General features: G+C 72.4%; 24 protein-coding genes. 11 read left to right on the top strand and 13 right to left on the bottom strand.

Annotation, left to right across the window (positions count from 1 at the left end):
• Positions 1-2: 2 nt before the first annotated feature.
• From ACWF79_RS26095 to ACWF79_RS26055, 9 genes are all read right to left on the bottom strand, one after another.
• Positions 3-1,340 carry a lanthionine synthetase C family protein gene (locus ACWF79_RS26095; protein ID WP_453730575.1) on the bottom strand — a complete coding sequence of 446 codons (1,338 nt, stop codon included), beginning with the start codon at positions 1,338-1,340 and terminating at the stop codon, positions 3-5.
• Positions 1,341-1,442: 102 nt separating this feature from the next.
• Positions 1,443-1,631 (bottom strand): FDLD family class I lanthipeptide, encoded by a 189-nt coding sequence (locus ACWF79_RS26090; RefSeq protein ID WP_149546868.1) that lies wholly within the window; start codon positions 1,629-1,631, stop codon positions 1,443-1,445.
• Between the two features lie 121 nt (positions 1,632-1,752).
• Positions 1,753-2,043, bottom strand: coding sequence for a response regulator transcription factor (locus tag ACWF79_RS26085; protein WP_453730574.1), 291 nt, complete (start codon positions 2,041-2,043; stop codon positions 1,753-1,755).
• Positions 2,040-3,941, bottom strand: a complete 1,902-nt coding sequence (locus ACWF79_RS26080) for an ABC transporter ATP-binding protein (protein ID WP_453730573.1) — start codon at positions 3,939-3,941, stop codon at positions 2,040-2,042. The genes ACWF79_RS26085 and ACWF79_RS26080 overlap by 4 nt, the downstream gene beginning before the upstream one ends.
• The gene (locus ACWF79_RS26075; RefSeq protein WP_453730572.1) at positions 3,938-4,378 is read right to left on the bottom strand and encodes a lasso peptide biosynthesis B2 protein; all 441 of its coding nucleotides are present in this window, start codon (positions 4,376-4,378) and stop codon (positions 3,938-3,940) included. Before ACWF79_RS26075 ends, ACWF79_RS26080 begins: the two co-directional genes overlap by 4 nt.
• Positions 4,375-4,626 (bottom strand): lasso peptide biosynthesis PqqD family chaperone, encoded by a 252-nt coding sequence (locus tag ACWF79_RS26070; protein ID WP_453730571.1) that lies wholly within the window; start codon positions 4,624-4,626, stop codon positions 4,375-4,377. The genes ACWF79_RS26075 and ACWF79_RS26070 overlap by 4 nt, the downstream gene beginning before the upstream one ends.
• Positions 4,627-4,637: 11 nt before the next feature.
• Positions 4,638-6,305 (bottom strand): asparagine synthase-related protein, encoded by a 1,668-nt coding sequence (locus ACWF79_RS26065; protein WP_453730570.1) that lies wholly within the window; start codon positions 6,303-6,305, stop codon positions 4,638-4,640.
• A gap of 142 nt (positions 6,306-6,447) precedes the next feature.
• Entirely contained in the window at positions 6,448-6,567 is a 120-nt protein-coding gene (locus tag ACWF79_RS26060) for a keywimysin-related RiPP (protein ID WP_145828190.1), read from the bottom strand.
• A 221-nt stretch (positions 6,568-6,788) separates the two neighbouring features.
• Complete coding sequence (locus ACWF79_RS26055) at positions 6,789-7,316, bottom strand: GntR family transcriptional regulator (protein ID WP_453730569.1); 528 nt, start codon at positions 7,314-7,316, stop codon at positions 6,789-6,791.
• A gap of 368 nt (positions 7,317-7,684) precedes the next feature.
• On the opposite strand from ACWF79_RS26055, the gene ACWF79_RS26050 reads away from it, so the two are divergent.
• The 4 genes from ACWF79_RS26050 to ACWF79_RS26035 are packed head-to-tail and all read left to right on the top strand — an operon-like array spanning position 7,685 to position 11,153.
• On the top strand, positions 7,685-8,161 hold the full coding sequence (locus ACWF79_RS26050; RefSeq protein WP_453730568.1) for a helix-turn-helix domain-containing protein: 477 nt from the start codon (positions 7,685-7,687) through the stop codon (positions 8,159-8,161).
• 60 nt (positions 8,162-8,221) lie between these two features.
• Positions 8,222-8,737: a hypothetical protein gene (locus tag ACWF79_RS26045; RefSeq protein WP_453730567.1), complete on the top strand. Its 516-nt coding sequence runs from the start codon at positions 8,222-8,224 to the stop codon at positions 8,735-8,737.
• Positions 8,728-9,870, top strand: coding sequence for an MAB_1171c family putative transporter (locus ACWF79_RS26040; RefSeq protein WP_453730566.1), 1,143 nt, complete (start codon positions 8,728-8,730; stop codon positions 9,868-9,870). Before ACWF79_RS26045 ends, ACWF79_RS26040 begins: the two co-directional genes overlap by 10 nt.
• 14 nt (positions 9,871-9,884) lie before the next feature.
• Complete coding sequence (locus ACWF79_RS26035; RefSeq protein WP_453730565.1) at positions 9,885-11,153, top strand: amidohydrolase family protein; 1,269 nt, start codon at positions 9,885-9,887, stop codon at positions 11,151-11,153.
• Here ACWF79_RS26035 and ACWF79_RS26030 read toward each other — a convergent pair.
• The 3 genes from ACWF79_RS26030 to ACWF79_RS26020 all read right to left on the bottom strand — a co-directional run bounded on the left by ACWF79_RS26030 (position 11,088) and on the right by ACWF79_RS26020 (position 13,258).
• A complete protein-coding gene (locus tag ACWF79_RS26030) occupies positions 11,088-11,759 on the bottom strand; it encodes a 4'-phosphopantetheinyl transferase family protein (RefSeq protein ID WP_453730564.1) in 672 nt (223 codons plus the stop codon). The genes ACWF79_RS26035 and ACWF79_RS26030 overlap by 66 nt on opposite strands.
• Positions 11,756-12,607 carry a metallophosphoesterase family protein gene (locus ACWF79_RS26025; RefSeq protein ID WP_453730563.1) on the bottom strand — a complete coding sequence of 284 codons (852 nt, stop codon included), beginning with the start codon at positions 12,605-12,607 and terminating at the stop codon, positions 11,756-11,758. The genes ACWF79_RS26030 and ACWF79_RS26025 overlap by 4 nt, the downstream gene beginning before the upstream one ends.
• 147 nt (positions 12,608-12,754) lie before the next feature.
• Positions 12,755-13,258, bottom strand: a complete 504-nt coding sequence (locus ACWF79_RS26020; protein ID WP_453730562.1) for a peptidylprolyl isomerase — start codon at positions 13,256-13,258, stop codon at positions 12,755-12,757.
• A 243-nt stretch (positions 13,259-13,501) separates the two neighbouring features.
• Here ACWF79_RS26020 and ACWF79_RS26015 point away from each other — a divergent pair, with 243 nt between their 5' ends.
• The 4 genes from ACWF79_RS26015 to ACWF79_RS26000 all read left to right on the top strand — a co-directional run bounded on the left by ACWF79_RS26015 (position 13,502) and on the right by ACWF79_RS26000 (position 17,646).
• The gene (locus tag ACWF79_RS26015; RefSeq protein ID WP_453730561.1) at positions 13,502-14,263 is read left to right on the top strand and encodes a ScbR family autoregulator-binding transcription factor; all 762 of its coding nucleotides are present in this window, start codon (positions 13,502-13,504) and stop codon (positions 14,261-14,263) included.
• 127 nt (positions 14,264-14,390) lie between these two features.
• Positions 14,391-15,719 (top strand): IS701 family transposase, encoded by a 1,329-nt coding sequence (locus tag ACWF79_RS26010; protein ID WP_453730560.1) that lies wholly within the window; start codon positions 14,391-14,393, stop codon positions 15,717-15,719.
• Positions 15,720-15,850: 131 nt separating this feature from the next.
• Positions 15,851-16,633: a thioesterase II family protein gene (locus ACWF79_RS26005; RefSeq protein WP_453730559.1), complete on the top strand. Its 783-nt coding sequence runs from the start codon at positions 15,851-15,853 to the stop codon at positions 16,631-16,633.
• A 29-nt stretch (positions 16,634-16,662) separates the two neighbouring features.
• Positions 16,663-17,646 carry a 3-oxoacyl-[acyl-carrier-protein] synthase III C-terminal domain-containing protein gene (locus tag ACWF79_RS26000; RefSeq protein WP_453730558.1) on the top strand — a complete coding sequence of 328 codons (984 nt, stop codon included), beginning with the start codon at positions 16,663-16,665 and terminating at the stop codon, positions 17,644-17,646.
• A 12-nt stretch (positions 17,647-17,658) separates the two neighbouring features.
• Here ACWF79_RS26000 and ACWF79_RS25995 read toward each other — a convergent pair whose 3' ends face one another.
• Entirely contained in the window at positions 17,659-18,546 is an 888-nt protein-coding gene (locus tag ACWF79_RS25995; protein WP_453730557.1) for an NAD(P)-dependent oxidoreductase, read from the bottom strand.
• Between the two features lie 279 nt (positions 18,547-18,825).
• Between ACWF79_RS25995 and ACWF79_RS25990 the strand changes: the two genes are divergently transcribed.
• The 3 genes from ACWF79_RS25990 (at position 18,826) to ACWF79_RS25980 (ending at position 23,358) form a co-directional block, all read left to right on the top strand.
• The gene (locus ACWF79_RS25990; RefSeq protein WP_453730556.1) at positions 18,826-21,132 is read left to right on the top strand and encodes a BTAD domain-containing putative transcriptional regulator; all 2,307 of its coding nucleotides are present in this window, start codon (positions 18,826-18,828) and stop codon (positions 21,130-21,132) included.
• Between the two features lie 138 nt (positions 21,133-21,270).
• On the top strand, positions 21,271-22,860 hold the full coding sequence (locus ACWF79_RS25985; protein WP_453730555.1) for an aspartate aminotransferase family protein: 1,590 nt from the start codon (positions 21,271-21,273) through the stop codon (positions 22,858-22,860).
• Between the two features lie 81 nt (positions 22,861-22,941).
• Positions 22,942-23,358 (top strand): YybH family protein, encoded by a 417-nt coding sequence (locus tag ACWF79_RS25980; protein ID WP_453730554.1) that lies wholly within the window; start codon positions 22,942-22,944, stop codon positions 23,356-23,358.
• Positions 23,359-23,390 lie beyond the last annotated feature (32 nt).

Below are 23,390 nucleotides of genomic sequence, written 5' to 3'. Positions count from 1 at the left end.
CATCACCGGGCGAGGAAGGCGCGGAACCAGGCGGGCCGCTCGTCGCCGAGGACGGCGAGCAGGGTGAGGGCGACGCCGGTGGCGCCGGTGAGGAGCCCGGGGTCGTCGACGGGCTTGTCGGGTTCCTCCAGGTCGGCGAAGCCGAGCGGGAGGTCCGGGTCGTGGTCGTCGAGCAGCTCCCCGAGGAGCTCGGGCAGCCGGTCGCGGGCGGTGGCGCTCCAGGGCGCGAACTCCCGCGTGAGCATGACGAGTCCGGCGAGTCCGTGGCAGAGCGTGGGCGAAAGGGGCCGGACGTGCCGGGCGCGGGCCAGCGCGCCGTCGAAGGCGGTGACGGCGGCGGCGCGCAGCTCCTCGTCGGCGGTCGCGGTGGCGACGCTCAGGAGGGCGCCGGCGACGCCCACGGTGCCGTAGCACCAGGCGATCCGGTCGTGGCCGCATCCGGCGGCGGCTTCGTGGCCGTGCTCGTCGACGGGGGTTCCGTCGCCCCACACGGGGCCGTGCGCGTCGGTGCCGGCCTGGTCGCGGATCCACCGGGTGAGGCCGGCGACGGCCTCCAGGTGGCCGGGCCTGCGGTGGCCCGTCTCCCAGGCGGCGGCGAGGGCGGCGGCCACGCCCGGAACGCCGTGCGAGAGACCTAGGTTGAGGTAGCCGTGCGGGTACTTGGCGTGGTAGTCGCCGACAGGGGGGTAGTGCGCCGGGGTGATGAGCCAGCGGTGCGGTGTGCCGTCGGTCTCTGCGGGCTGCGCGAGCCAGATCAGGTGGTCGACGAGGACGGCGACGGCCTCGGCGACCCGTTCGGAGGGCTCGGGGACGGAGGCGAGGTGGGCGAGGGTGCCGGCGGTGCCGGTCACGAGGTCGTAGTCGAGGTCGCTCACGGCGCGTTCGACACGGTGCGGCGGCGCGGCCAGGACCTGCTCGGCGAGCTGCTCGTTCAGCCGGTCGAGGCTGGGGCGGAAGCGGGGCTCGTCGCTGGCGACGTCCGTGAGGGCGAGCGCGAGGCCGCTGGTGCCGGCGAACAGACCGTGGTGCTCCAGGGGTTCGACCTGGGTGGACAGGACCGCCTCGCGTATGTGGGCGTACGCCGTGTCGAGGTCGCCGAGTCCGGCGCGGGCGGCGTACAGGTGCAGCAGCGCCGAACCGGCCAGACCGTGGGTGAGACTGGGCGGGTACCAGGCGCCGGAGGTGTCGCTCTGTTCGGCGGCGCGCAGCGCGAGGTCGTCGAGCTGCGCGGTGGTCGTGGTCGCGGCCACGACCTGGCGGATCGCCGTCCGTGCGCGCTGCACGAGTGCGGGGTCTGCCGGGCCGGTCCAGGTTTCGGTACCGTGGTGGGCGAGTTGCATGTCAGTCCAGTCCTGTCTGTTCGGCGTGCTGCTCGCGCGCTGTGCCGACGGGTGCTGCCGTGTCTCCACCACGGCAGCACCCGTCAGGCGTTCAGCCCGTGCTTACTTGCCGCCCACGCAGAAGATGGTGCACATCGAGGTGCAGGCGCAGGTCTTGGTGACCTGGCAGCCGACCCGGGTGCAGACCGTGCGGGTGGCGATCGTCGAGATCGACGGCGGGGGCGCCTGCTCACCGGCGGGGCCGGCGGCCGGGGCGGAGATACGGGCGTCGAGGTCGAATGCGTCCGACATTTTCTTTCCTCTCATCGTTCCTTCCCGGCGGCTGAATCCGCCGGGAACACCGGTGAATTCCGGTGCTGAGGAAATCCTGTCGAATCGCATCCGTCGGTTCCATTGGCCGTGACGACAATATTCACCCGGGCCGGGAAAGGCCTTCGGTGGCGAATACGTACGAGGCGAGGCAGACGGCCAGGCGGGAATGGAGTTCCAGTTTCTCCATGACGGCGGCGACATGCGCGCGCACGGTTCTCTCGGTGACGTGGAGGCGCTGCGCCATCGATTCGTTGGACAGTCCCTCTGCCAGCAGCAGGAACGTCTCCTGTTCGCGTGGGGTGAGCCGGCCGACGCGTTCGAGGGCCGGTTTCCAATGCGGCCGGCCCGGTGCGCGGGCGGGCCCGGGCGGCGGTGTGTCGGTCTCGCTCACGGTGCTGCGACGCTCCTGTCTGCGGCGGCCTTGTCCAGCGGCCGCGTGAGGTGGTCGGTGGTCAGGCGGCGGTAGAACGGGTCCTCGGTGAGCAGCTGTTCGTGGGTGCCCACGGAGCTGACCCGGCCGTCGTCCAGGACGACGATCCGGTCGGCGGCGCGTACCGTCGACATCCGGTGGGCCACGACGAGCAGCGCGCGTTCCCGGGAGATGTCCCGGAGCATCGCGGTGAGGTCCCGTTCGTTGATCGGGTCGAGTTGTGACGTCGGTTCGTCGAGGAGGACGAGTTCGGGCCGGCCGAGCAGCGCGCGGGCGATGGCGACGCGTTGGCGCTCTCCCCCGGAGAGATTGAATCCGCGGTCGCCGACTGCTGTTTCCAGGCCTTCCGGAAGCCTTTCGACGAGTTCTTCGAGATTGACCATCCGCAGGGTTTCTCGGATTCTCTCCTCGTCGGCGTCCGGGCTCGCGTAGGCGAGATTGTCGCGCAGAGTTCCGTACAGCAGGGGCGCGTGCTGCTCGACGAGACCGATACGGGCGCGGTGTTCGCGTGGATCGACCCGGCGGAGGTCCACGCCGTCGAAGAGGACGCGTCCGCCGTCGGGCTCGTAGAACTTCTCCACGAGGGACACGACGGTGGTCTTCCCTGCGCCGGACCGCCCCACGAGGGCGATGAGACCGGTCCGGGGCACGGAGAAGGAGACGTCGCGCAGGACGGGCCGTTCACCGTACGAGAAGGCGACGCCGCGCAGATCGAGGAGGGGCGAGGGGGTGGCCTCGGCGGGCGTCTCCCGCGAAGCCGTCTCCTCGGCCGGATCGGTCGGATCGGCCGCTTCGGCAGCTTCGGCCGCTTCGACGGGGAGCCGCAGTACGTCCTCGATACGGCGCAGGGAGCCGAGGCCGCGCTGGATGAGGCTGAGCGCGTTGAAGAGGCCCGCGAGCGGCATGACGAGGTACGTGGCGAACAGCAGGAACGCGACGAGTTCACTCACGGACATGGAGCCGTTCGACACCCGCACCGCGCCGATCAGCAGGACGAGCAGGAACGAGCCGTTGACCGCGATCTCCATGGCCGGCCCGACGACGGAGCCGAGCCGCGCGGAGCGCACCCCGGCGGTGTAGGCGCTGTCCACGTCCGCCCCGATGCGCTCGGCCTCCCGGTGCTCGGCGCGGGCGGCCCGTACGGTCCGGATGCCGCCGAGGGCGCGTTCGAGGTCGGCCGTCATCGCGCCGACGCCGGCGAGCGCCTGTTCCGTACTGGTGCGGATGCCCGCCATCACCCCGGCGACGAGGACGGCGGCGACCACGAGCGTCCCGGCGACCACGAGGAACATCACCGGGTCGATCCAGAGCATCAGCCCGGCCGCGCCGACGCCGGTGACGGAGACGGTGACGAGCTGCACGAAGCTGCCCGCCACCATGTCGCGCAGCACGGTCGTGTCGGTGCCGACGCGCGACAGCAGATCGCCGACCCGTCGGCCGTCGAGCTCCCGGACCCGGACGAACAGCAGCCGTTCGACGAGCCGTCGGCGCAGCCGCCGGACCACGCTCTCGCCGGTGACGTCCAGCAGGTACTGGCCGCAGGCCTCCAGCGCCGCCTGGGCGACGAAGAGTGCGGCCAGGGCGACGACGAGCAGGGAGATGGTCTCGTCGGCGGAGACCCGGTCGATCAGCCGCATGGTCAGCAGCGGCTGGAACAGGGCGAGTACGGTGCCGGCGACGGTCAGCGCGAGCGCCGCGCCCACGGTACGGCCGCTCCCGCGCAGCAGCCGCATCAGGTCCCCTGTGCGGGGCCGGGGGTGCTCGGGCGGCTCGGCGTCCTCGGCGGTGGTCGGCTTGGCGTCCGCGGTGGTCGGGCCGGGCTTGACCGGATCGGCGTCCTCGGTGGTCGGTGCGGTCATGGGCGGCTCCTTTCCTTGGTCCGGGAGCCCACGCTGATCAGCACCCGGAAGTAGCTCTCGGGCAGTTCCTCGCCCACCAGCACGCCCTCCGCCTCGACCCAGGCATGGGCGCCGAAGGGCGGTTGGGCGCGGACGCCGACGCACCAGGTGGGCCACTCCCCCCGGATCCGGCACAGCAGGGCCGTGGCCACCGAACGGGGCAGGCACCCCTCGCGCCCGGCGCACACCGCGCTGACCGTGGTGACCGCCTGGCGCGCCCGGTACGTGCGGGCGTGACCGGCCGGGCGGGCTCCGCGCGCCACCAGGCCGAGGAGGCGCCCGAGCCGGGCGGGCGACAGGAGGAGCAGGGGGCGCGCCACCGCGACGGCGACGCGGGCCGCGGCGCGCTGCGCGAACGACGTCCCGGTGTGGGTCTCCGGAACCGGGTGGAAGCTCATGGCCGTACCAGTCGGGCGTCGCGCAGGGCGGACAGGAGCGCGGTGACGTCGGCCGTCGCCCGGTCCCCGTCCACGTCGAACTCGGCGCACAGGCTGTCGGCGACCTCCTCGGCCGGCCTGCCGTCGAGCAGGGCGGTCAGGACCAGGCTGCCGGTCGGGTTGAGCTCCCAGTACTCGCCGGTGCTGCCGTCGAGCAGGACCTTGCCGTAGTCCGTGTCGACCAAGGACACGTCCTCGCGCAGGTGCATCGCGTTTCCCTTCAGATGGTGCGGAGCCAGATCTCGCAGGCGAGGGTGGCGTCGAGGCCGCCGTGCCGCAGTTCGGGCGACGAGGGCCGCAGGGTGATGTCCACGAGGCGTTCGGCGTCGACCAGGCCGGTCTTGGCCAGGTGCGAGTCCCGCCACAGGTCGGCGAGCCTGGCCCGGTTCTCCCGCAGGCCGTTCGCCGCGTCGGCCGACGCCTCGCCCTTGGTGGTGCGGCGGAGCAGGGCGTCGGGGACGTGGCCGCGCATCGCGGTCTTGAGCAGGGGCTTGAACTCCCAGGGGGTGGCGCGTTCCTCGGAGCGTACGGACCAGCAGGCCTCGACCACTCGGTCGTCGAGGAAGGGGCTGGCCAGCGGCAGGCCGCTGTGTTCCGCGACCTGGTGCAGGATCCGGGTGGCGCGCGTCCCGTGGTGGAGGGTGTGCAGTTCGTTGTGCAGGGCCCGGGTCTCGCCGCGCGGCTCGGCCGTGCGCGCGGCCTCCCGCAGACTCCGGCGTACGGAGGCGGCGGCGTCGGGCGTGGCCCAGGCCGGGAGCCGGGGCGGGATGTCCCAGCCGAAGACGTCCGGGCTGTGCGGGGCCGGCCGGGGGGCGGTGATCTCGTCGGCGACGTCCGCGAGCCACTGTCCGTACGGGCGGCGGTCGGTGAGCACCGACAGCGTCTCCCGCAGCGACCAGCGGTTCTGGGCGCGGTAGCCGCGGATGCTGCGCAGCGCGGTGAGCGGGCGGGTGGTCAGCAGGTCGCGATGGTGGGCGGGGTGCCCCCACAGGACGTGGTCGCCGCCCATGCCGGTCAGGTGCAGCCGGGAGCCGCCGGCCAGGAGGCCGTCGTGGCCGACGAGTTGGCGCGGCTGGTCGAGGATCGTGGGCAGCGGCTCGTCGACGGGACCGCGTACGTCCAGCAGGCCGCTGTAGAAGAGCGGGATCTCGTCGATGTCGAGGAGGATGTGGTCCAGGCCCTCGATCTCGGCGGCGGCGAGCCGCGCCCACCGCACGTCGTCGTCGCCCGGGTCCCGGCTCGGCATGGTGAGCGCGGGCAGCGGCCGGGCGCCCGCCCGGGCGGCGAGCGCGCAGACGGTGGTGGAGTCCAGCCCTCCGGACAGGTCGGCGCTGACGTTCCCGGCCGCGTCCACCCGCATCCGTACGGCCTCGTCGAGCGCGCTCCGGAGCGCCTTCGCGCCCTCGGCGAGCGGCACGTGGGTGCGGGGCGGCTCCCACCAGCGGACCGTACGGGTAGGCGTGTGGCCGAAGCGGAGGAGCTCGCCGGGGACGACCGCGTGGACGCCGCGCCAGAGCGGGACGTCGCCCAGCGGGTGCGGGACGAAGTCGAGCAGACGCAGGGCGAGGACGTCCTCGTCGACCGGCGCGTCGAGCATCCTGGCCAGCACGTCGGCGCGGTTGGCGGCGACGGTGACCCCGTTCTCGGTGGCGTGGAAGAGGCGGCGGAGCCCCGCCGCCGTGCCGCGTGCGTGGATCTCGCCGTGCGCCTCGGCGACGACGTGGAAGTCGCCGGGCAGGCGCGCGGTCAGCCGGTCGAGCGCGTCGATCTCGCGCACGCCGGCGAGGTGTGCTTCGAGTTCGGCGGTGCCGACCGGGGTGTGGCCGATCAGCGCCACGAAGAGTCCGTGGCTGTTGCGGGCCTGGACGGACGTGGCCCAGTCGCCCACGATGAACGGGTTTCCGGAGGGGTGTGTGACGGTTCGCCGCGCGCCTGGCCCTCGGCCGGCTCCGATGCGGGAGGCCACGGCGAGGGCGGCCTCACAGTCCGGAAACAGCGCGAACCAACCCTCGCCGTGGCCTGTCATCGGACTACCAGCCCAGAGGCAGGCGGACCTTGGGCTCGTGCGGCCCGCGCTTCAGGAAACCGGTGTCCTTGCGGAAGTCGCCGGCCTTGGACAGCGCCGGAACCTCGTAGACCTTCCTGGCCATGGTTCTGATCCCTTCTCTCGCTGGATTTCTGGCGAGACGGCCCCGTGCCCGCAATGCGGCGTCCCGTTCACGGGATGCGGTGACCGCCCACGAAGATCCTCGGCCGTCGGCGACCGGCCGCTCAAGGTGCGACCGGCGCCCAACACGGTGTGTGGTCAAGGCCGTTGGGGACTTCCGTACTCCCCCGACGGGAGCGCCACCTGGGAGAAGAGCGGCCTGGTTCAGCCGGATCCGGCGGGCCGCGTACGGTGGATCAGCCTGGTCTTCTTGGGTTGTTGCTCACTCTCCGCATGAGCTTCCTTGGCACCAGCCCAACCGGTGGCACGCGCCGCCGGCTGGACCCGCCGCGCGCGGCCGTGGCGGGCGGCCACCCTGGGCATCCGCTCGATGGCGGAGATGATGGCGGCGCGCGGGATCCCGGAGACGTCGGCCAGGTTGACGACCCGCTGGAGCTGGTCGGAGATGTCGTCGAGGCCCATCGGGTGGGTGGCGTGGAGCACGACGGCGCCGCGCCCACGGCCGAAGTCGATGAGCCCTTCGCTGCGTAACATCCGCAGGGCCCGCAGGATCGTGTTCTTGTTGGCTCCGTACTCCTTGCCGAGCTGGTCCGCAGGGGGCAGGTGCTCTCCCTGGGCGTACAGACCGGAGGCGATGTCCATCCTGAGTTCCGCCCGGATCCGGGCGTAGAGCGGCTCTGCGGTGGCGGTTGCCTGGTGTCGGACGTGGGCCGTTCCCGGCGCTGAAGACATTCCGTGAATCCCCCTTCTGGCTCAAGTTGTGCTCAAGCTCGCGCGCCGTGCCGTCGACGCGCCGGCGCAGGGGGGAGCGGTACGGCGCCGAGGCAGCCCGATGGGGTGACTCCCGCTTGGTCGGGGCGGGAGCCGAGGGCTGCCTTCGGCGTTCCCCCTGGTCCGGCATCGACCGGGGTCGATTCTTCCGTGCGTGGTTCGTGCACGGCTTCGACGGCCGGTGCAGCCGTACCGTAGCCCGGAGCTTGACGGTCTTCAACCAGGTCGGCCAGAGTGGGCGTTGCGTTCTTTCACCTCAGTGGAAGCCGTACCGCACGTCGCGCCGCATGTCGCAGCGGATTCGCACCGGGCCCGAAGGAGGTGGACGCGTGCCGGAGCCAGCGGACCACAGCTTCGCCGACAAGCTGAACCGGCTCTTCGAGACCGTCAGACCGGACCCCGCCCACGAGTACAGCAACGAGCAGGTGGCGTCGGCCATCCGGGACACCGGGGTCTCCATCTCGCAGAGCTACATCTGGCAGCTGCGCAAGAGCCGCAAGACCAATCCGACGCTCCGTCACCTCCAGGCTCTGGCAGGGTTCTTCGGCGTGCCGACGGCGTACTTCGTCGACGACGCGAGCGGTGCCCGCATCGAGGAGCAGCTCTCCGCCCTGGCCGCCGAGCAGGCCCGGCTGCACGAGGCCTCGCAGGGCAGTGACGTGAAGCTGATGGCCATGCGGGCGGGCCAGTTGTCGCAGGAGCACCGCAAGCAGGTGATGGACCTGCTGGACGTCGTCTACCGCCTGGAGCAGGCCGAACGCGGCGGAGCCGCAGACGATGATGGCCGAAATCGTCCTGGATCATGACGGTCTGACCCCGTTGGATGACAGGCCGGAACGCGGGAGAACCACCAGCGGAGTTGGTCCTTGAACGAACGACGGTTACGCAAACGATGTCGCAGCATCCTGCGGGAGCTCGGCATCAAACCCCCTCTGCACGTACCCGAGCTGTGCCGGCTCCTCGGTGAGCACCGAGGGCGGCCGATCCGGCTGGTCCCGTACTCCCTGCCCGTACCGGGCCCTTACGGCCTGTGGATCGCAGGCGCCCACGCGGACTACATCTTCTTCCAGAAGGAAACCAGCCAGGCCCACCAGGACCACATCGTCCTGCACGAGGTCGGCCACATCCTCGCGGACCACCCGGGTGACGTGTCGGACGACGCCGTATGGCAGGAGCTGCTCCCCGACCTGTCGGTGGAGGCGATCAACCGGGCGCTGCGGCGCACCTCCTACGCCGAGGAGCGGGAGCGCGAGGCCGAACTCGTCGCCACGATCATCCTCGAATGGGCCTCCGTACTGGACCGCGTCACCCCCCGCGCCCCCGGTGACGCCTCGGCCCGCCGGGTGCAGACTGCGCTGGCCGACCGACAGGGGTGGCTCTGACCGTGCTGTCCCTGCTCCTTGCGGTCGTCCTGTACGGCTCACTGCTCTGGACGGGCAGGCAGTGCCTGCGCGACCCGTCCGACCGGCTGCTGCGCGCCGTGTTCCTGTGCCTGCTCTGCGCGGGCCTCTCCTTCCCCTTCGGCGTCCCGGCCGGCGCGCGCCTGGTCGACGGCCTCACCGGCGACGGCGTCGCGAAGCTGCTGCAGAACCTCTGCCTGCTGGGCGCCGTGTACTTCCTCGGGTGCTTCTTCATCCACTCGGCGTCGGACCCCGCGACCGCCGCCGCGCGGGTACGCCGGCAGCTGGTACCTCTCGCCGCGACCGCGGGCGTCGTCACGCTGGCGATGGCGCTGACGCCCGGGGTCGAGCGGAGCCATACGTACGCCACGGCCGACATGCGAGAACCGGGTGTCGCCGTCTTCTACCTGACGGCGGGCGCCTACCTCACGTACGCCCTGGCGACGGCGCTGCTGTGGACGGTGCGCTACGCCCGGCTGGCGGGCCGGCCGCTGGTGACCGGCCTGTGGATGGTGGCGGCCGCGCTGGCCGGCATGGTGTCGGCGTCGGCGGTCCGCGAGGGCGCCACGCTCGTACGGCTGCTCGGCGGGACGGTGCCGCACCCCGTGATCATCGGGGCGAAGCTCCTCCTCGACCTGGCTATCCCGCTGTTCGTGGCGGGCGTGGTCTACCCCGGCCTGGTGACGCGGTGGGCGAGCATCCGGCTGTGGTGGCACCACGGGCGCGTCTACCGCGGTCTCGCCCCGCTGTGGACGGAACTGCACGCCGCGTTCCCGGAGGACGCGCTCGAACGCACGCGCCCTGGCCGCTGGTGGGACGTCCTGAGCCCGCGGGGCGTGCACCGCCGCTACTACCGGCGCGTCATCGAGTGCCGTGACGGCCTGGTGCGGATCAGCCCCCATCTGGCGCTGGTCGCGGACGCGGACGCTCCCCTGGAACCGGAGGTCGCGGCCCGCCACCTGCGGACGGCGCTGCGGGCGTACGCGGCGGGCGAGGAGGCGCCCTCCCAGGCGGTACCGGTGGCGCTCCCCGACGGGCACGGGGACGGCGGACTGGAAGACGACGTACGGCAGTTGACGCGGATGTCCGAGGCCCTGGCGGCCTCGCGCGCGTGACGAACGGAGCACCGATGGAAACCCTGATCTCGGCCGGGCGCATGGTGATCGGGCCGCAGAGCCGCCGGCTGACCGACGGCGCGGTCCTGGTCCGTGACGGCGTCATCGCGGACGCCGGACCGCGCCCCGAGGTGGAGGCGCGCGCCCCCGCGGGCGTCCCACGCCACGACCACCCGGACGGCACGCTGCTGCCGGGCCTCGTCGACGCGCACGTCCATCTCGCGCTCGACGCGGGCCCGGACCCGGTCACCGCGCTGCGCGAGGCGGACGACGCGACGGTGAGCCGGGGCATGGCCGAACGGGCCCGCCGCCTGCTCGACGCCGGGGTCACCACCGTGCGCGACCTGGGCGACCGGAACGGCCTGGTGGTACGGCTCCGCGACACGATCGCGGCCGGCCGGCTGCCCGGGCCCCGGATCCTGGCCGCAGGCACTCCCGTCACGGGCCCGGGCGGACACTGCTGGTTCCTGGGCGGCGAGGTGGCGGGCCCGGAGGCGATCCGCGAACTGGTCCGCCAGAACGCGTCGAGGGGTGTCGACGTCATCAAGGTCATGGCCACCGGAGGGGGCATCACGAAGGGTGGCCCGCCGGTCTGGGCCGCCCAGTTCACGACGGAGGACCTCCGCGTCGTCGTCGACGAGGCGTCCCGCGCCGGTCTCCCGGTGGCGGCCCACGCGCACGGCACCGAGGGCATCCGGGCGGCGGTCGCGGCGGGGGTGACCACGATCGAGCACTGCACCTGGATCGACCGCGACGGCTTCCGGCTGCTCGACGACGTGGTCGACGAGATCGCGGCCAAGGGCATCCACGTCTGCCCGGCGGCCAGCCCGGACTGGCGGGGGTTCGCCGAGCGCTTCGGAGCCGAACGCGCGGAGACGATGTTCTGCGGCCTGCGCAGGATGCGCGAGCGAGGAGTACGCCTGATCACCGGGACGGACGCGGGGGTGAGCCGCGCGGTCTTCGACGACTTCGTCTCCAGCCTGGAGTTCTTCGAGCATCTGGGCTGTACCCCGGAGGAGATCGTCGACCTGGCCACCCACACCACGGCCCAGGCCCTCGGCCTCCACGACACCGGCACCCTCGCCCCGGGCCACCGCGCGGACCTGCTGATCGTCCACGGCGACCCCCTGAAGGACCTGCAGGCGCTGCGCGAGATCCGCCTGGTGATGGCGGGCGGGCGTGTGCACGCGGGCCACCCGGGCGTTCGCGGGTCCCGCTCAGGCCGGCGGCAGGACGATCGAGGTGCAGAGGAGGCCGTCGCGCACGGTCCAGCGGCCGGGTAGGTGGCGGCCCGTCGGCCAGGGGCCTTCGACGAGGAGTTCGGCCTGGAAGCCGCCGGACGTGGTCGGCCGCGCGTCGGACGGCGTGTCCCAGGTGATCGTCGCGTCCTCGAAGGTGAGGAAGCGTTCGGTCAGCGGGAACCAGGCCTTGTAGACGGACTCCTTCGCGCTGAAGAGCAGTCGGTCCCAGCACACGCCCGGGTGGGTGCGTCCGAGGGCGTGGACGGCCGCGGCCTCCTGGGGGAACGCGACGGCCTCCAGGACTCCGTCCGGCAGGGGTTCGTTCGGCTCGGCGTCGATGCCGATGGTGAGGGCGTCGCCCGCGTGCGCCACCGCTGCCGCGCGGTAGCCGGCGCAGTGCGTCATGCTGCCGACCACGCCCGCCGGCCACTGCGGCGCCCCGCGTGGCCCCGGCAGGATCGGCACGGAGGGAAGGCCCAGGCGGGCCAGCGCCTTGCGGGCGCAGGCGCGGGTCGTGGTGAACTCCCGCCGCCGGGTGTCGACGGAGAGGGCGATGTGCTGCTCCTCCTCCGGGTGGAGCGGCTCGTACGTCAGGTCGGTGCGGGAGTCCGCGTGGTGGACTCCGGCGGGAAGTATCTCGCCGATCATCCGCGCGCCTCCTCCTGGAGCACCGGGCGCAGCAGCGTTGTCGGGAGGCCTCGTCGGCGCCACTCGCGGGGGTAGCCGAGGGAGACCTCCATGAAGGGCACCCCGTCGTACGTGGTCTCGCGCGGGATGTGCAGGTGTCCGTAGACCGCGGCGGCGGTTCGGAACCTGCGGTGCCAGTCGGCGGTCAGGACGGTGCCGCACCACTGGGCGAAGTCGGGAAACCACAGCACCGAGGTGGGCTCGCGGACGAGCGGGAAGTGGTTCACGAGGACCAGGGGGATCTCCGGGTCGCACGCGGCGAGCCGCTCCTCGGTGGCGCCGACGCGGGCACGGCACCAGGCCTCGCGGCTCGGGAAGGGGTCCGGGTGCAGAAGGAACTCGTCGCTGCAGACCACGCCGGCGTCGTAGGCGCGGGCGAGCGCCTGCTCCTGGCTGAGTCCGGGGGCCCGGAAGGTGTAGTCGTACAGGAGGAACAGCGGGGCCACCGCCACCGGGCCGCCGGCCCCGCGCCAGACCGGGTACGGGTCCTCGGGTGTGTGCACGCCCAGGCGCCGGCAGAGGGCGACCAGATGGTCGTAGCGGGCCTGCCCGCGCAACTGGACCGGGTCCGTCGGGTGGGTCCACAGCTCGTGGTTCCCCGGCGCCCACACCACCTCGGCGAAACGCTCGCTCAGGAGGGTCAGGGCCCACTCGATGTCGGTGGTCAGCTCGCCGATGTCACCGGCGACGATCAGCCAGTCGCCCTCGGACTCCGGTTTCAGCTCCTCGACGATGCGCCGGTTCTCGGCGTGGGACACATGCAGGTCGCTCACCGCGAGGAGCCGGCCGGGCCGTTGGTCGCTCACCATCAGTTCCCCCTGCGTCGCACGTGCGGTCGGATCGAACGGTACGGGCAACAGGGCGGCCGGCCGTTCACGCGGTACCAACGGCGGCCCATGCGCGGGGAATTCGCCGGTAAGCCGCCGCCCTCGGGCGCTCGGCACACCGTCACGGCCTCAGCTCTCGACGACCGTGGCGCCGAGGATGGTCACGGGCTCGACCGGGACGTCCTGGAAGCCGCCGCGGCGGCCGGTGGGGACGGCGGCGATCTTGTCGACCACGTCCAGTCCCTCGACGACCTTGCCGAACACCGTGTAGCCCCAGCCACGCGGGGTCTGCGCCGTGTGGTCGAGGGAGTTGTTGTTCGCCGTGTTGATGAAGAACTGCGCCGTCGCCGAGTGCGGGTCGGACGTACGGGCCATGGCCACGGTGTAGCGGGTGTTACGCAGCCCGTTGTTCGCCTCGTTCTCGATCGGCGCGCGGGTGGGCTTCTGCGTCATGTCCTCCAGGAAGCCACCACCCTGGATCATGAACGTCTGGATGACGCGGTGGAAGACGGTGTTGTCGTAGTGCCCGGCGTCGACGTAGGCCAGGAAGTTCTCCACCGTCTTCGGCGCCTTCTCGGCGTCCAGCTTGAGCTTGATCACACCGAAGTTGGTGGTGAGCACGACCTGCTGCATTCGTCGCCTTCTTCCGCGAGCCGTCAAGAAATCGCGTCCACCCTATAGGGTCTGTGCCCGCCCTCCTCGAACCGTGCGCCCAGCAGTCGGAACCCTCGACTCCGGTTCCCCGGCGGTTGACTCGTTTTGAGCCACGCTTGACAGCCCTCTACTAAACCAGACATCCGGTTTGTTAAGGTGCCCACCTCGATACGCACAGTGCTTGCGCGCTGACCTGCCGTTGATTATTCCCGGAGCGACACGATGGCCAAGCAGGACCGTGCGGTACGCACGCGCCAGGAGTTGATCCGTTCCGCCGCCGAGGCGTTCAACCGAGGAGGCTTCGCGCAGTCGTCGCTCACGGAGATCAGCAGCAGGGCCGGCGTCAGCAACGGCGCCCTGCACTTCCACTTCAGCAACAAGAAGGCCCTGGGTGAGGCGGTCGAGTCCGCCGCCGCGCAGACCCTGCACCACATCATGGGGGCGTGCCCCGTCGGCGACCTCTCGCCGCTGCAGCTCCTGGTCGACACCTCGCACATCCTCGCGCAGCGGCTCTCCGACGACATCGTGCTGCGGGCCGGGTTCCAGCTCGGCAACGACGCCACCTGGCAGGCGCGCGTGCAGTTGTGGATGGCGTGGCGGAACTGGGTGCGGTTCATGCTCACCCTCGCCGCGGGCGAGGGTGACCTGGCGGCCGACGTGACGCTGAACGACGCGGTGTCGGCCGTCACCGCGGCCGTCGTGGGGTTCGAGGTGCTCGGCCGGGCCGACGGGGAGTGGTGCTCACAGCAGTCGGTCACCCGGTTCTGGACGCTGTTGCTGCCCCGGCTCTGCTCGGAACCGGCCCTGGCCGGGATCGACGCATCGGGGACGAGGACGACCCGGGTGTGCGAGGACGACGGCGACGAAGCGCCGGCCTGGGAAGGCGGGCGCGGGGAGGGCGTGGGCGCCGAGGGCGTCGCCGGGGAGGACGCCCCGCTGATGGCCTGGCCCGAGGGCGAGACCTGCACCGTGTCACACCTCTGACGACGGGCCGTCACCCCGGTGGCGGCGGTGCGCCGTCCGCGATGCCCGGACGATGGGCGGGAGCAAACCGATTGATCGGTTTAATTGCCGGACCATCCCCCGAGCATGGCGAGAGGACGTGACGACGGTGCCGGGCCCTTGCACGGTTCACCGGTCTCCTCGGCCGTACGAGGCTTCCCTCGACCGGTTCGCGGACGATCTCTTCGGTCATCTGCCCCGCGCCGACCAGCGTCATTGGGCGCGCACCTACCTGCGTGGCCTGCTGCTCTGTCCCGGCAGGAAGTCACCCCGGAGGATGGCCGCGGCTCTCCTCGCGCCCCGCACCGCGTCGGACTCGCTGCGGCAGTTCGTCAATCAGAGTCCCTGGGAGTGGGCGCCGGCCCGCACGCGGCTGGCCCATCGTGCGCTGGACCAGACGTGGGGCCACCTTGCGTCGGGCTCTCATGCCCCGGGCACTCCTGCCCCGGGCTCTCATGCGTCGGGTCCTCATGCGTCGGGTCCGGGCCGCCTCGTGCCGTACCGGCAGGCGCCCCTGGCCTGGGTGGCCGACCTGGCCGTCATCCCCAAGTCAGGGCGGATCTCGCCGGGCGTGCACCGCAGACACGTCCCCCATCTGGGACGAGTCGTCAACTGCCAGGCTGCCATGGGGCTCTTCCTCGCCTCCGGCTCCACCGCACTGCCGGTGCAGTGGAGCCTGTTCGTCGACCAGGAGTGGGCCGCCGACGCGTACCGCAGGACCCGGGCCAAAGTCCCCGAGGGCATCGCCCACCGGACCCCGGAGGACCAGATCCCCGAACTGGCCCAGTGGGCCGCCGCCCATCTCCCGGCGCCCGCCCTGCCGTTGGTCGCCGATCTCCGGGGCGCCCCGCACGCCGCCGCGCTCCTCGGCCGCATGAACCGACGCGGAGTCCGCTTCGTCGTCGCGGTGCGACCCGGGCAGGCCGTGCTCCTCGGCCCCTCGCGACCGGCGCAGGGCTCCGGCGAGGGGCCGGCGGGCGCCCGGGGCGGCGCGATCAGCGCCTACGACGCCCTGCGCCTGGCCGGGCGCCGCCAGGTACGGCACTTCCGGCCGAGCGAGGCCCACCGGGAGCCGCGCCCCGTCGCCACGCTGACGGCGGACGTACGTCTGCCCGGGCCACCGGACGCGGCGGCGGGGCCCGCCGGAGGGACGTACCGGCTGCTGGCCCGGCAGTCCGCCGCGCCGCAGGCGCCGCGCTACTGGCTCACGAACATGACCGACGCCGGGGCGGAGGACGTCCTCGCCCTCGCCCGCCTGCAGTCACGCGCCCAGGACAGCATCAGGGCCCTCGGGGAGGACTTCGGCCTCCTCGACTTCGAAGGGCGGTCGTTTCCGGGCTGGCACCGTCACATGACGCTGGTCTCCGCGGCGTACGGCTTCCGTCGCATGGAAGACCGCGACCGCCCGCTCACGACGGACCGGCACCCGGCCGCCTGACCCCGCGTCCGGGTCCGTCCCGCCGCCGCTTCGTCCGTGCTTTGTCCGGCCTTTGACCACCGCCCGGGACGATGGAGACCCGTGCCGCCCCCGTCCGGGCGGCACACGCGACCGACGATCGGGGAGATGGCGTGGGCAGCGAGTGGTTCCGCAGGTTCGGCCCTGTCGGTGGAGAGCCGCCGGCGGCCGGTGACGGCATGCGCCTGTTCTGTTTCCCGCACGCGGGCGGGGCCGCCAGCGCCTTCATCGCGTTGGCGCGGACGCTGGCGCCCGCCGTCGACGTGCTCGCCGTGCAGTACCCGGGCCGTCAGGACCGCCGGGGCGAGGCGCCGTTCACCGAGATCGGCCGCCTGGCGGACGCGCTCGCCGACGAGGTACGGCGCACCGGGCCCTCGCCGTACGCCTTCTTCGGGCACAGCATGGGTGCCGTCCTGGCGTACGAGACGGCCCGGCGCCTCACCGACATGCCCGGGCCGGCCCACCTGTTCCTCTCCGGCCGGGGCGCGCCCCGGACGACCCCCAACCCGCACGACCAGCTCCGCTCCGACGCGGACGTGCTGGCCGCCGTCCGCAGGCTGGGCGGCACGACGGCCACCGTCTTCGAGGACCCGGACATCCTGGAGATGGTCATGCCGACGCTGCGCGCCGACTACCGGGCGCTGGCCTCGTACACGTGGACGGCGGGACCGGCGCTCGGCGTCCCGTTCACCGTGATGGTCGGGGACAGTGACCCCGTGGTGTCCGTGTCCGAGGCGTCGGCCTGGAGCCGCTTCACCACGGCCCGGACCGACGTCAGGGTCTACGGCGGCGGCCACTTCTACCTCGACGGGCGCGTCGCCGCGGTCGCCGAGACCGTCTCCGGCACGCTCGACGCCCTCGTACCGGCAACGACGGGCTTCGACCGCTCCCGCTGACGAGGGGAGTTCGCAGGGAGGAAGGCGAAGTGACCCGCTGGGACGGTGTCTTCATCGGTGCCGCCGCGGCGGCGCTCGGCGAGACCGAGGACCTCCGGCACGCCGTGTCCGCGGGGCGGTACGACGCCCACGATCACGAGCGGGACTCCTACCGGGCGGTGCGGGTGGCGCCGGGTCGCGCGCTGCCCGGCATGGTGCTCCAGGCGGCCGGGCTCGCCCGTCGCCGTTCCGGTGTGGCGCCGTCCGACATCGATCTCGTCGTCCACACCTTCCCCGGGCACGCGCGGGACGCCGGCTGTGCCGCGCGCGTCAGCCAGGAGCTGGCCTGCACCTCGGCCACCGCGATGGAGGTCGTCCAGGCCTCCAACGGCGGCCTGGTGGCGCTGCACCTGGTGGCCGCGTACCTGTCCGCCTCGACGGCCATGCGGGCCGCGCTGCTGACCACGGTCGACTGTGCGGCGGGCCCGGGACCCGACCGTTACCGCACGGAGCGGGGCAAGGTGCTCGGCGACGGCGCGACGGGGCTGGTCGTCACCACGCGCACCGGCGTGGCGCGGCTGCTGTCGACGGCGGTGCTCGGTGACGCGCCCGAGGGCGCGTTGGTACGGGCCGACCTGTCCTGGCGGGTGCCGGAGGCGGCCGCGCCCCGCCGGGAACGTGCCGAAGGACGAGCGCCGGAGGACATGGCGCCCGTCCTCGCCGAGCGGGAGCGTGAGGTGCTGGAGCTGGCGCTCGCCGAGGCGGGGGCGTCCGTGGCGGACGTCGTGCGCTTCGTCTTCCCCAACCTGGGCCGCCGCCTCCAGGGGTGGAGCCGGCGGGCCGCCCTCGGCATCCACGAGGACCGGACCACCTGGGACTGGGGCACGGGCGTGGGCCATCTGCGCGCGGGCGACCAGGCCGCGGGCCTTGCGCACCTGCTGGAGGCGGGTGAACTGTCCTCCGGGGACCTGGTGGTGCTGGTCGGCGGAGGCTGCGGACGGAGCTTCGGCTGCGCCGTCCTGGAGATGGCCTGACGGCCTGCGCCGTCAGGCGCCGGGGTTCCTGATCACCTCGATCAGACCGCTGAGGCTCTCGCTGCCGTGCCCGTCGGCCACGCGCCGCTCGATCAGGGACCGCATGCCGCTCAGGACGTCGACGCCGATGCCCTGGGCCGTGCTCGTCTCGACGAGATGGGCGATCGCGCGCTTGTTCATGTCGAGCGTCGAGACGTCGGTCGTGTACGTGCCGGAGGTGACCTCCTCGGCGATGACCGGGAGGAACGCGCCCAGGGACGTGTGCCACTGCGCCGCGAAGGCGAGGAAGTCGGCCGCCGGCACCTTCTCCGTGCCGACGAGGGCCAGGGCGTGGAGATAGCCGCCCAGCGTCGTCCAGAGCATGCCGGCCAGCGCGTTCTCGTACAGCAGGGCGAGTCCCGGGTCCTCCCCCAGGTGGAGGCTCGCGCCCGCGAGGCACTCCAGGACGGGACGGTGCTCGTCCAGCAGCTCCGGGGAGCCGCTGTAGACGACGACCGCCTCGGGTCCCCCGACCGTCTGCGGGACCGCCATGACGGACCCGTCGAGATAGCGGATGTTCCGCTCGGCGGACCAGGCGGCCACCTCCCGGGCGTCCTGCACCGTTCCCGAGCTGAGGTTCACCACGGTCGTGCCGCGCAGGGCGTCGCCCGCCGCGTCGAGGACCTCGCGGACCGCGGTGTAGTCGATGAGGGAGAGCACCACCACACCGCCCGCCGCGACGGCCTCGGGCACGGAGTCCGCGCGGACCGCTCCCCCGTCCACGAGGGGGTCCGCCTTGCGGGCCGTCCGGTTCCAGACGGTGGTGGGGTGACCGCCCGCCAGGAAGGCGCGTGCGAGGGCGGAGCCCATGAGCCCGAGACCGATGACGGTGACCGCTCCAGAGTTCTCGGTGGCCGTCACAGAACCGGGCCCCGGTGTGCCGGGGTGGTGTGCGTGCGCATGTGTGAGCCTCCTTGTTCGTCGGTTCGTACGAGCGTCGACTCTTGTTCGCCTTCCGTCGTACGCACAAGCGCGACTTGCCAAAGATCGACGGGGAGTTGCCGTTCCGGGCCCGCCGGCGGGCAGAACTCGCCTGGTACGACCCGCCCTTGGCCGCCGTTTGTGCAGGCTTGGAGCGCTCCCAGGCACGATGGACCAAGGATCTTGGCCTACTGGCGTGCGGATCGTGGGGGGAATGTCATGCAGTTCCGGGTATTGGGGCCGATGGAGGTCGTGGCCGACGAGCGGCCGGTGGCGCTGGGAGGCACCAAGCAGCGGGCCACGCTGGGCTTTCTGCTGCTCCAGGCGAATCGCGTGGTGGCCACCAGCGAGCTGCTGAGAGCCCTGTGGTCGGTGGACGACGCGCCGGCCACCGCCCGGAAGATCCTGCAGAACGCGATCTCCGGTCTGCGCGGGGTCCTCCCCTGCCCGGACGGCGGCGGCAGGGCCTCCACCGCCCTGCTGACCCAGGCCCCCGGCTACATGATGCGGGTGGACCCTCGGCAGGTGGACCTGTACGTCTTCCACGAACAGGTCGCCCAGGGCAGGGAGAAGCTGGCGCACGGCGACGCGGCATCGGCGGCGCGGCTCCTGCAGGACGCGCTCGCCCTGTGGCGCGGGCCCGTCCTGGCGGACCTGGTGGAGACCGGGATCGAGTGGCCGGAGCTGACGGCGGTCCAGAACACGCGCCTGGACGTCATGGAGGACTACTGCGAGGCGCAGCTGGCGTCCGGACGGCACCACGCGGTGCTGGCCGAGCTGGAGACCATGGTCCAGAACGAGCCGCTCAGGGAGCGCTCGTGCGGTCAGCTGATGCTCGCCCTGTACCGGTGCGGGCGGCAGGCCGACGCGCTGAACATGTACAGCCGTATCCGGTCGGTGCTGGTGGAGGACCTCGGTCTGGAACCCGGCCGTGGGCTCCAGCGGCTCCAGCAGGCGATCCTCACGCAGGACCCGGCCCTGTCCCTGGCCGGGGACAGCGGGGCCTCCTGCGATCTCCTCGGCGGGGCGGCCTGCGCGGACGCGCCCCAGGAGACCGTCCGGTTGTCCGCGCCGAGGGACGCCGCGGCGGCGGCCGGCCGCCTTTCCGCGCCCATCGGCACAGCACTTGACGGCACCACGACCGCCGGCTCCACGACCTCCGCGCTGGACGTCACGGCCGGGCCGGGAAGCCAGGAGCGTGCCGAGGCGGAGACGGCCGCCGCCGTGCGCCGGCAGGTCACCGTGTTGTCGGTACGGACCCGGCTCGCGCCGGAGCTCGCCGGCGCGGGCGGTCAGGACCTCGACGACCTGCTGGACGGTGCCGCCCTCGTCGTCCGGGAGCAGATCGAGCGGTGCGGCGGGACCGTGACGGCCTCCCTCGGCTCCACCTCCCTGGCCCTGTTCGGCCTTGCGGAGAAGGGCCACGGTGACGCCCAGCACGCGGTGCGCGCGGCCCTGGCCATCCGGGACGTCCTCAACGTTCCTCCGTGCGACGGTCTCGACGGCGCGCAGCTGACCGTGCACGCGGCCGTGAGCATGGGCGAGGTGCTGCTGCGGGGCCGCCCGGGGGACGGCGCGCCGCCGGTCGTCGTCGGCGCGGTCCTGGACGAGTCGCAGGCGCTGCTCGCGCACGTACCGGCAGGTGAGGTCCGAGTCAGCGAGGCGGTGTTCCGGGTGACGCGGCACGCCGTCGCGTACGCCTCGATGGACGCGCCGGCCACCGGTCGCCAGGCGCTCGGTCCGCATGAGCAGTCGGACGACGCGGACTCCATGGCAGGGTCCGAGCAGGCACACGAACTGGACGCGCTGCTCGGGCTGTTCGCGAGGACGCGGCAGCGCTCGGTACCGCATCTGGTCACGGTGCTCTCGGACCCGGGAGCGGACCGAAGCCGTTTTCTGCGGTCCCTCGCGCACAAGGTCACCGACGGGCCGTCCCCTGCGGTGTTCCTGACGGGCCGCGCTCCCACGTCCCCGCACGACGACCCCCTGACGGCCCAGGCGCAGATCCTCGCGGCGTACTGCGGGGTCCGACCGGGCGACACCGCGGAGGACGCCCGGCGCAAACTCGCCGACACGGTGCGCGCGCTCTTCCCGTCCCCCGACATGGCCGGCCGGCTGCTGCCCCGGCTCGTGCCTCTCGCCGCTTCCACCGCCGGGCCCCGCCACGGGGTGACCGGTGAGGAGGAGACGCTGGAGGCGTGGCGCGTCTTCTTCGGGGAGGCGGCGCGACGGCATCCCGTCGTGCTCTGCGTCGACGACCTGCACCGCGCCGACGACTTCGTCCTGGACGCCGTGGAGGACCTGGCCGAGTCGGTGGGCCCGGTGCCGCTGTTCGTCGTCGCCTCGGCGGGTCCTGAACTGCTGCTGCGCCGCCCGACCTGGGCCGGTGGCAAGAGCCGGATGACGACGGTCACGCTGCACCGGCCCGAGCGGCTCACGACGGAGAAGCTGGTGGATCTGCTGCTGTCGACGGCGCGCAACGAGCGGGCAGGCCGCACCCGGCACGAGCAGTTCTCCGCGGTCTGAGAATTCCTGGTTACCCCGTCATGACTGCGCGATGAGAGGAGCCGAGAAAGGCGTTGGTACGGTCGAAACGGTCCGCCATGAGGGGCCCGTCAGCCCGTTGCAGGATGTCTTTTCCCGGCAGTCGAGAATGGGGATTTCATGAGTACTGTGTCCACCGAACGCGATCTGGCGGAGCCGCATCTGCGGGAGACGCTCGGCACCGCCGGCCTGGACGTCGACTATGTGCGGGCCGAGGGGAACACCCTCTTCCACCTGGACGAGAACGGCCAGGAGATTCCCGTCGTCGACTTCGCGGGTGGCTACGGTTCTCTCCTCCTCGGGCACAACAATCCGGAGATAGTGGCGCGCGCGAAGGAAATACTGGACTCCGGGGCGCCGGTGCACGCGCAGTTCTCCCGGAATTCCCACGCGAGTTCCCTCGCGGCACGGCTGAACGGGATCGTCCAGCGGGAGGTCGGGTCCGACGAGCCCTATTTGGCGATCTTCGCCAACAGCGGCGCCGAGGCCATCGAGGCCGCCGTGAAACATGCCGAACTGGACCGTGTCCTGCGGGTGCAGGCGCTCGCCGAGGAGATCGGTGAGCACCTCGGGGCCGCTCGCGCCGCCGTCGCCGGCGGTGAGGCGAAGATCGCCGACGAGGTCTGGTCCCGTGTCGGTCCGACGGTGCCGCCTACGGCCGGCGCCGACGGGATCGAGGACCTGCTCGGCGCGGTGTCGCGCCACAACGAGCAGCTGCTGGCCCGGCCTCCGGTCTTCCTGACCCTGGAGGGCGGCTTCCACGGCAAGCTCATGGGCAGCGTCCAGCTCACGCACAACCCGGCCTACCGGACCCCGTTCGCCGCGCTCGGCGCGCAGGCCCGTTTCGTCCCGCTGGGGCGTCCCGGCGCCGTCAGGGAGGCGATCGAGGCCGAGCGGACGACCGTCTTCGACGTGGTCGTCGACGGCGGTGTGGTCACGGTCGTCGAGCGGGACTTCCCCTCCGTGTGCGCGTTCCTCCTGGAGCCGATCCAGGGCGAGGGCGGAATCGTGGAGGTGACGCCCGAGCTGGCCCAGGAGATCCAGCGCGAGTGCGCGCGGATCGACTGCCCCGTCGTCGTGGACGAGATCCAGAGCGGCATGGGCCGTACGGGCTCGTTCCTCGCCGCCTCGTCGATCGGTCTGCGCGGCGACTACTACACGCTCGCCAAGAGCCTCGGCGGGGGGCTCGCGAAGATCTCCGTCATGCTCGTGCGGCAGGCCCGGTACCGCAAGGAGTTCGAGCTGGTGCACAGCTCGACCTTCGCCAAGGACGGCTTCTCCGGTCTCGTGGCCCACCGGGTGCTCGACCTCCTGGAGGCCGACGGCGGACGCCTGTACGGCGTCGCGGCCGAGCGCGGGGAGGCGCTGAAGGCGATGCTGGAGGCCGTCCGCGCGGACTTTCCCGAGGTCGTCAAGGAGGTTCGCGGCCGTGGCCTGATGCTCGGGATGGAGTTCCACGACCAGGCGGGCGCCTCGGCGCCGGGCATCGCGGGCATCGCCCAGGCGGGCTTCCTCGGCTACGCCCTCTCCGGCCACCTGCTGCGCGGCCACCGGATCCGTACGTTCCCGACGGCGAGCGCCGTGAACACGCTGCGCTTCGAGCCGTCGGTGTATCTGAGCGACGACGAGATCCAGCAGCTGGAGACAGGGCTGCGCAGCGTCGCGGCGATTCTCCGGGACCAGGACGAGCAGCGGTTCTTCCAGCCCTGAGACCGTCACCGATCACCGATCACCGATCTTCGTCACCGCCACCGTCATCGATCACCCTCACCGACCATTGGAGCTTCCGTCATGGCTGCCACTCCCAACCCGTACGGCCTGGTGCTCACCGCCGAGGCCGAGACGCAGAACGAGGTCTTCCTCAAGGCGTTCAACTCGGGTGATGGCGCGATCTTCGACTCCCTCTACCACGACGACTCGATCTCGAACCTCTCCGGAGCCCCGCTGAGCGGCGAGGCGCGGACCGCCGCCATCAAGGAGCTGCTGGCGATGCAGCCCCGGCTGGACTCCTCGGTCCGCTACTCCTACCGGGCCGGTGACACCGCGCTCGTCGTCGTCGACTTCACGCTCGACTTCACCACGCCGGACGGGCAGGACGTCCACCTGGAGGGCAGCTGCACCGATGTGCTGCGTGAGGACGAGGACGGCGTCTGGTACATGGCCGTCGACCGCCCGGTCCTGAATGCCGAGGACCAGCTGCCCTGGTAGACGGACACGGGCCACGCGAAGGGGCCCCGCAC

The sequence above is a fragment of the Streptomyces sp. NPDC054975 genome, assembly GCF_053609105.1.
The sequence above is the reverse complement of the archived record's forward strand: the minus strand, read 5'-3'. Positions and strand labels throughout refer to the sequence as shown.

What these genes read in the sequence shown, in the direction of transcription:
- ACWF79_RS26095 (WP_453730575.1), bottom strand. Translation starts at nt 1,340, where the DNA reads ATGCAACTCGCCCACCACGGTACCGAAACCTGGACCGGCCCGGCAGAC.
- ACWF79_RS26090 (WP_149546868.1), bottom strand. Translation starts at nt 1,631, where the DNA reads ATGTCGGACGCATTCGACCTCGACGCCCGTATCTCCGCCCCGGCCGCC.
- ACWF79_RS26080 (WP_453730573.1), bottom strand. Translation starts at nt 3,941, where the DNA reads ATGACCGCACCGACCACCGAGGACGCCGATCCGGTCAAGCCCGGCCCG.
- ACWF79_RS26075 (WP_453730572.1), bottom strand. Translation starts at nt 4,378, where the DNA reads ATGAGCTTCCACCCGGTTCCGGAGACCCACACCGGGACGTCGTTCGCG.
- ACWF79_RS26070 (WP_453730571.1), bottom strand. Translation starts at nt 4,626, where the DNA reads ATGCACCTGCGCGAGGACGTGTCCTTGGTCGACACGGACTACGGCAAG.
- ACWF79_RS26060 (WP_145828190.1), bottom strand. Translation starts at nt 6,567, where the DNA reads ATGGCCAGGAAGGTCTACGAGGTTCCGGCGCTGTCCAAGGCCGGCGAC.
- ACWF79_RS26055 (WP_453730569.1), bottom strand. Translation starts at nt 7,316, where the DNA reads ATGTCTTCAGCGCCGGGAACGGCCCACGTCCGACACCAGGCAACCGCC.
- ACWF79_RS26035 (WP_453730565.1), top strand. Translation starts at nt 9,885, where the DNA reads ATGGAAACCCTGATCTCGGCCGGGCGCATGGTGATCGGGCCGCAGAGC.
- ACWF79_RS26030 (WP_453730564.1), bottom strand. Translation starts at nt 11,759, where the DNA reads ATGATCGGCGAGATACTTCCCGCCGGAGTCCACCACGCGGACTCCCGC.
- ACWF79_RS26025 (WP_453730563.1), bottom strand. Translation starts at nt 12,607, where the DNA reads ATGGTGAGCGACCAACGGCCCGGCCGGCTCCTCGCGGTGAGCGACCTG.
- ACWF79_RS26020 (WP_453730562.1), bottom strand. Translation starts at nt 13,258, where the DNA reads ATGCAGCAGGTCGTGCTCACCACCAACTTCGGTGTGATCAAGCTCAAG.
- ACWF79_RS26015 (WP_453730561.1), top strand. Translation starts at nt 13,502, where the DNA reads ATGGCCAAGCAGGACCGTGCGGTACGCACGCGCCAGGAGTTGATCCGT.
- ACWF79_RS25990 (WP_453730556.1), top strand. Translation starts at nt 18,826, where the DNA reads ATGCAGTTCCGGGTATTGGGGCCGATGGAGGTCGTGGCCGACGAGCGG.
- ACWF79_RS25985 (WP_453730555.1), top strand. Translation starts at nt 21,271, where the DNA reads ATGAGTACTGTGTCCACCGAACGCGATCTGGCGGAGCCGCATCTGCGG.
- ACWF79_RS25980 (WP_453730554.1), top strand. Translation starts at nt 22,942, where the DNA reads ATGGCTGCCACTCCCAACCCGTACGGCCTGGTGCTCACCGCCGAGGCC.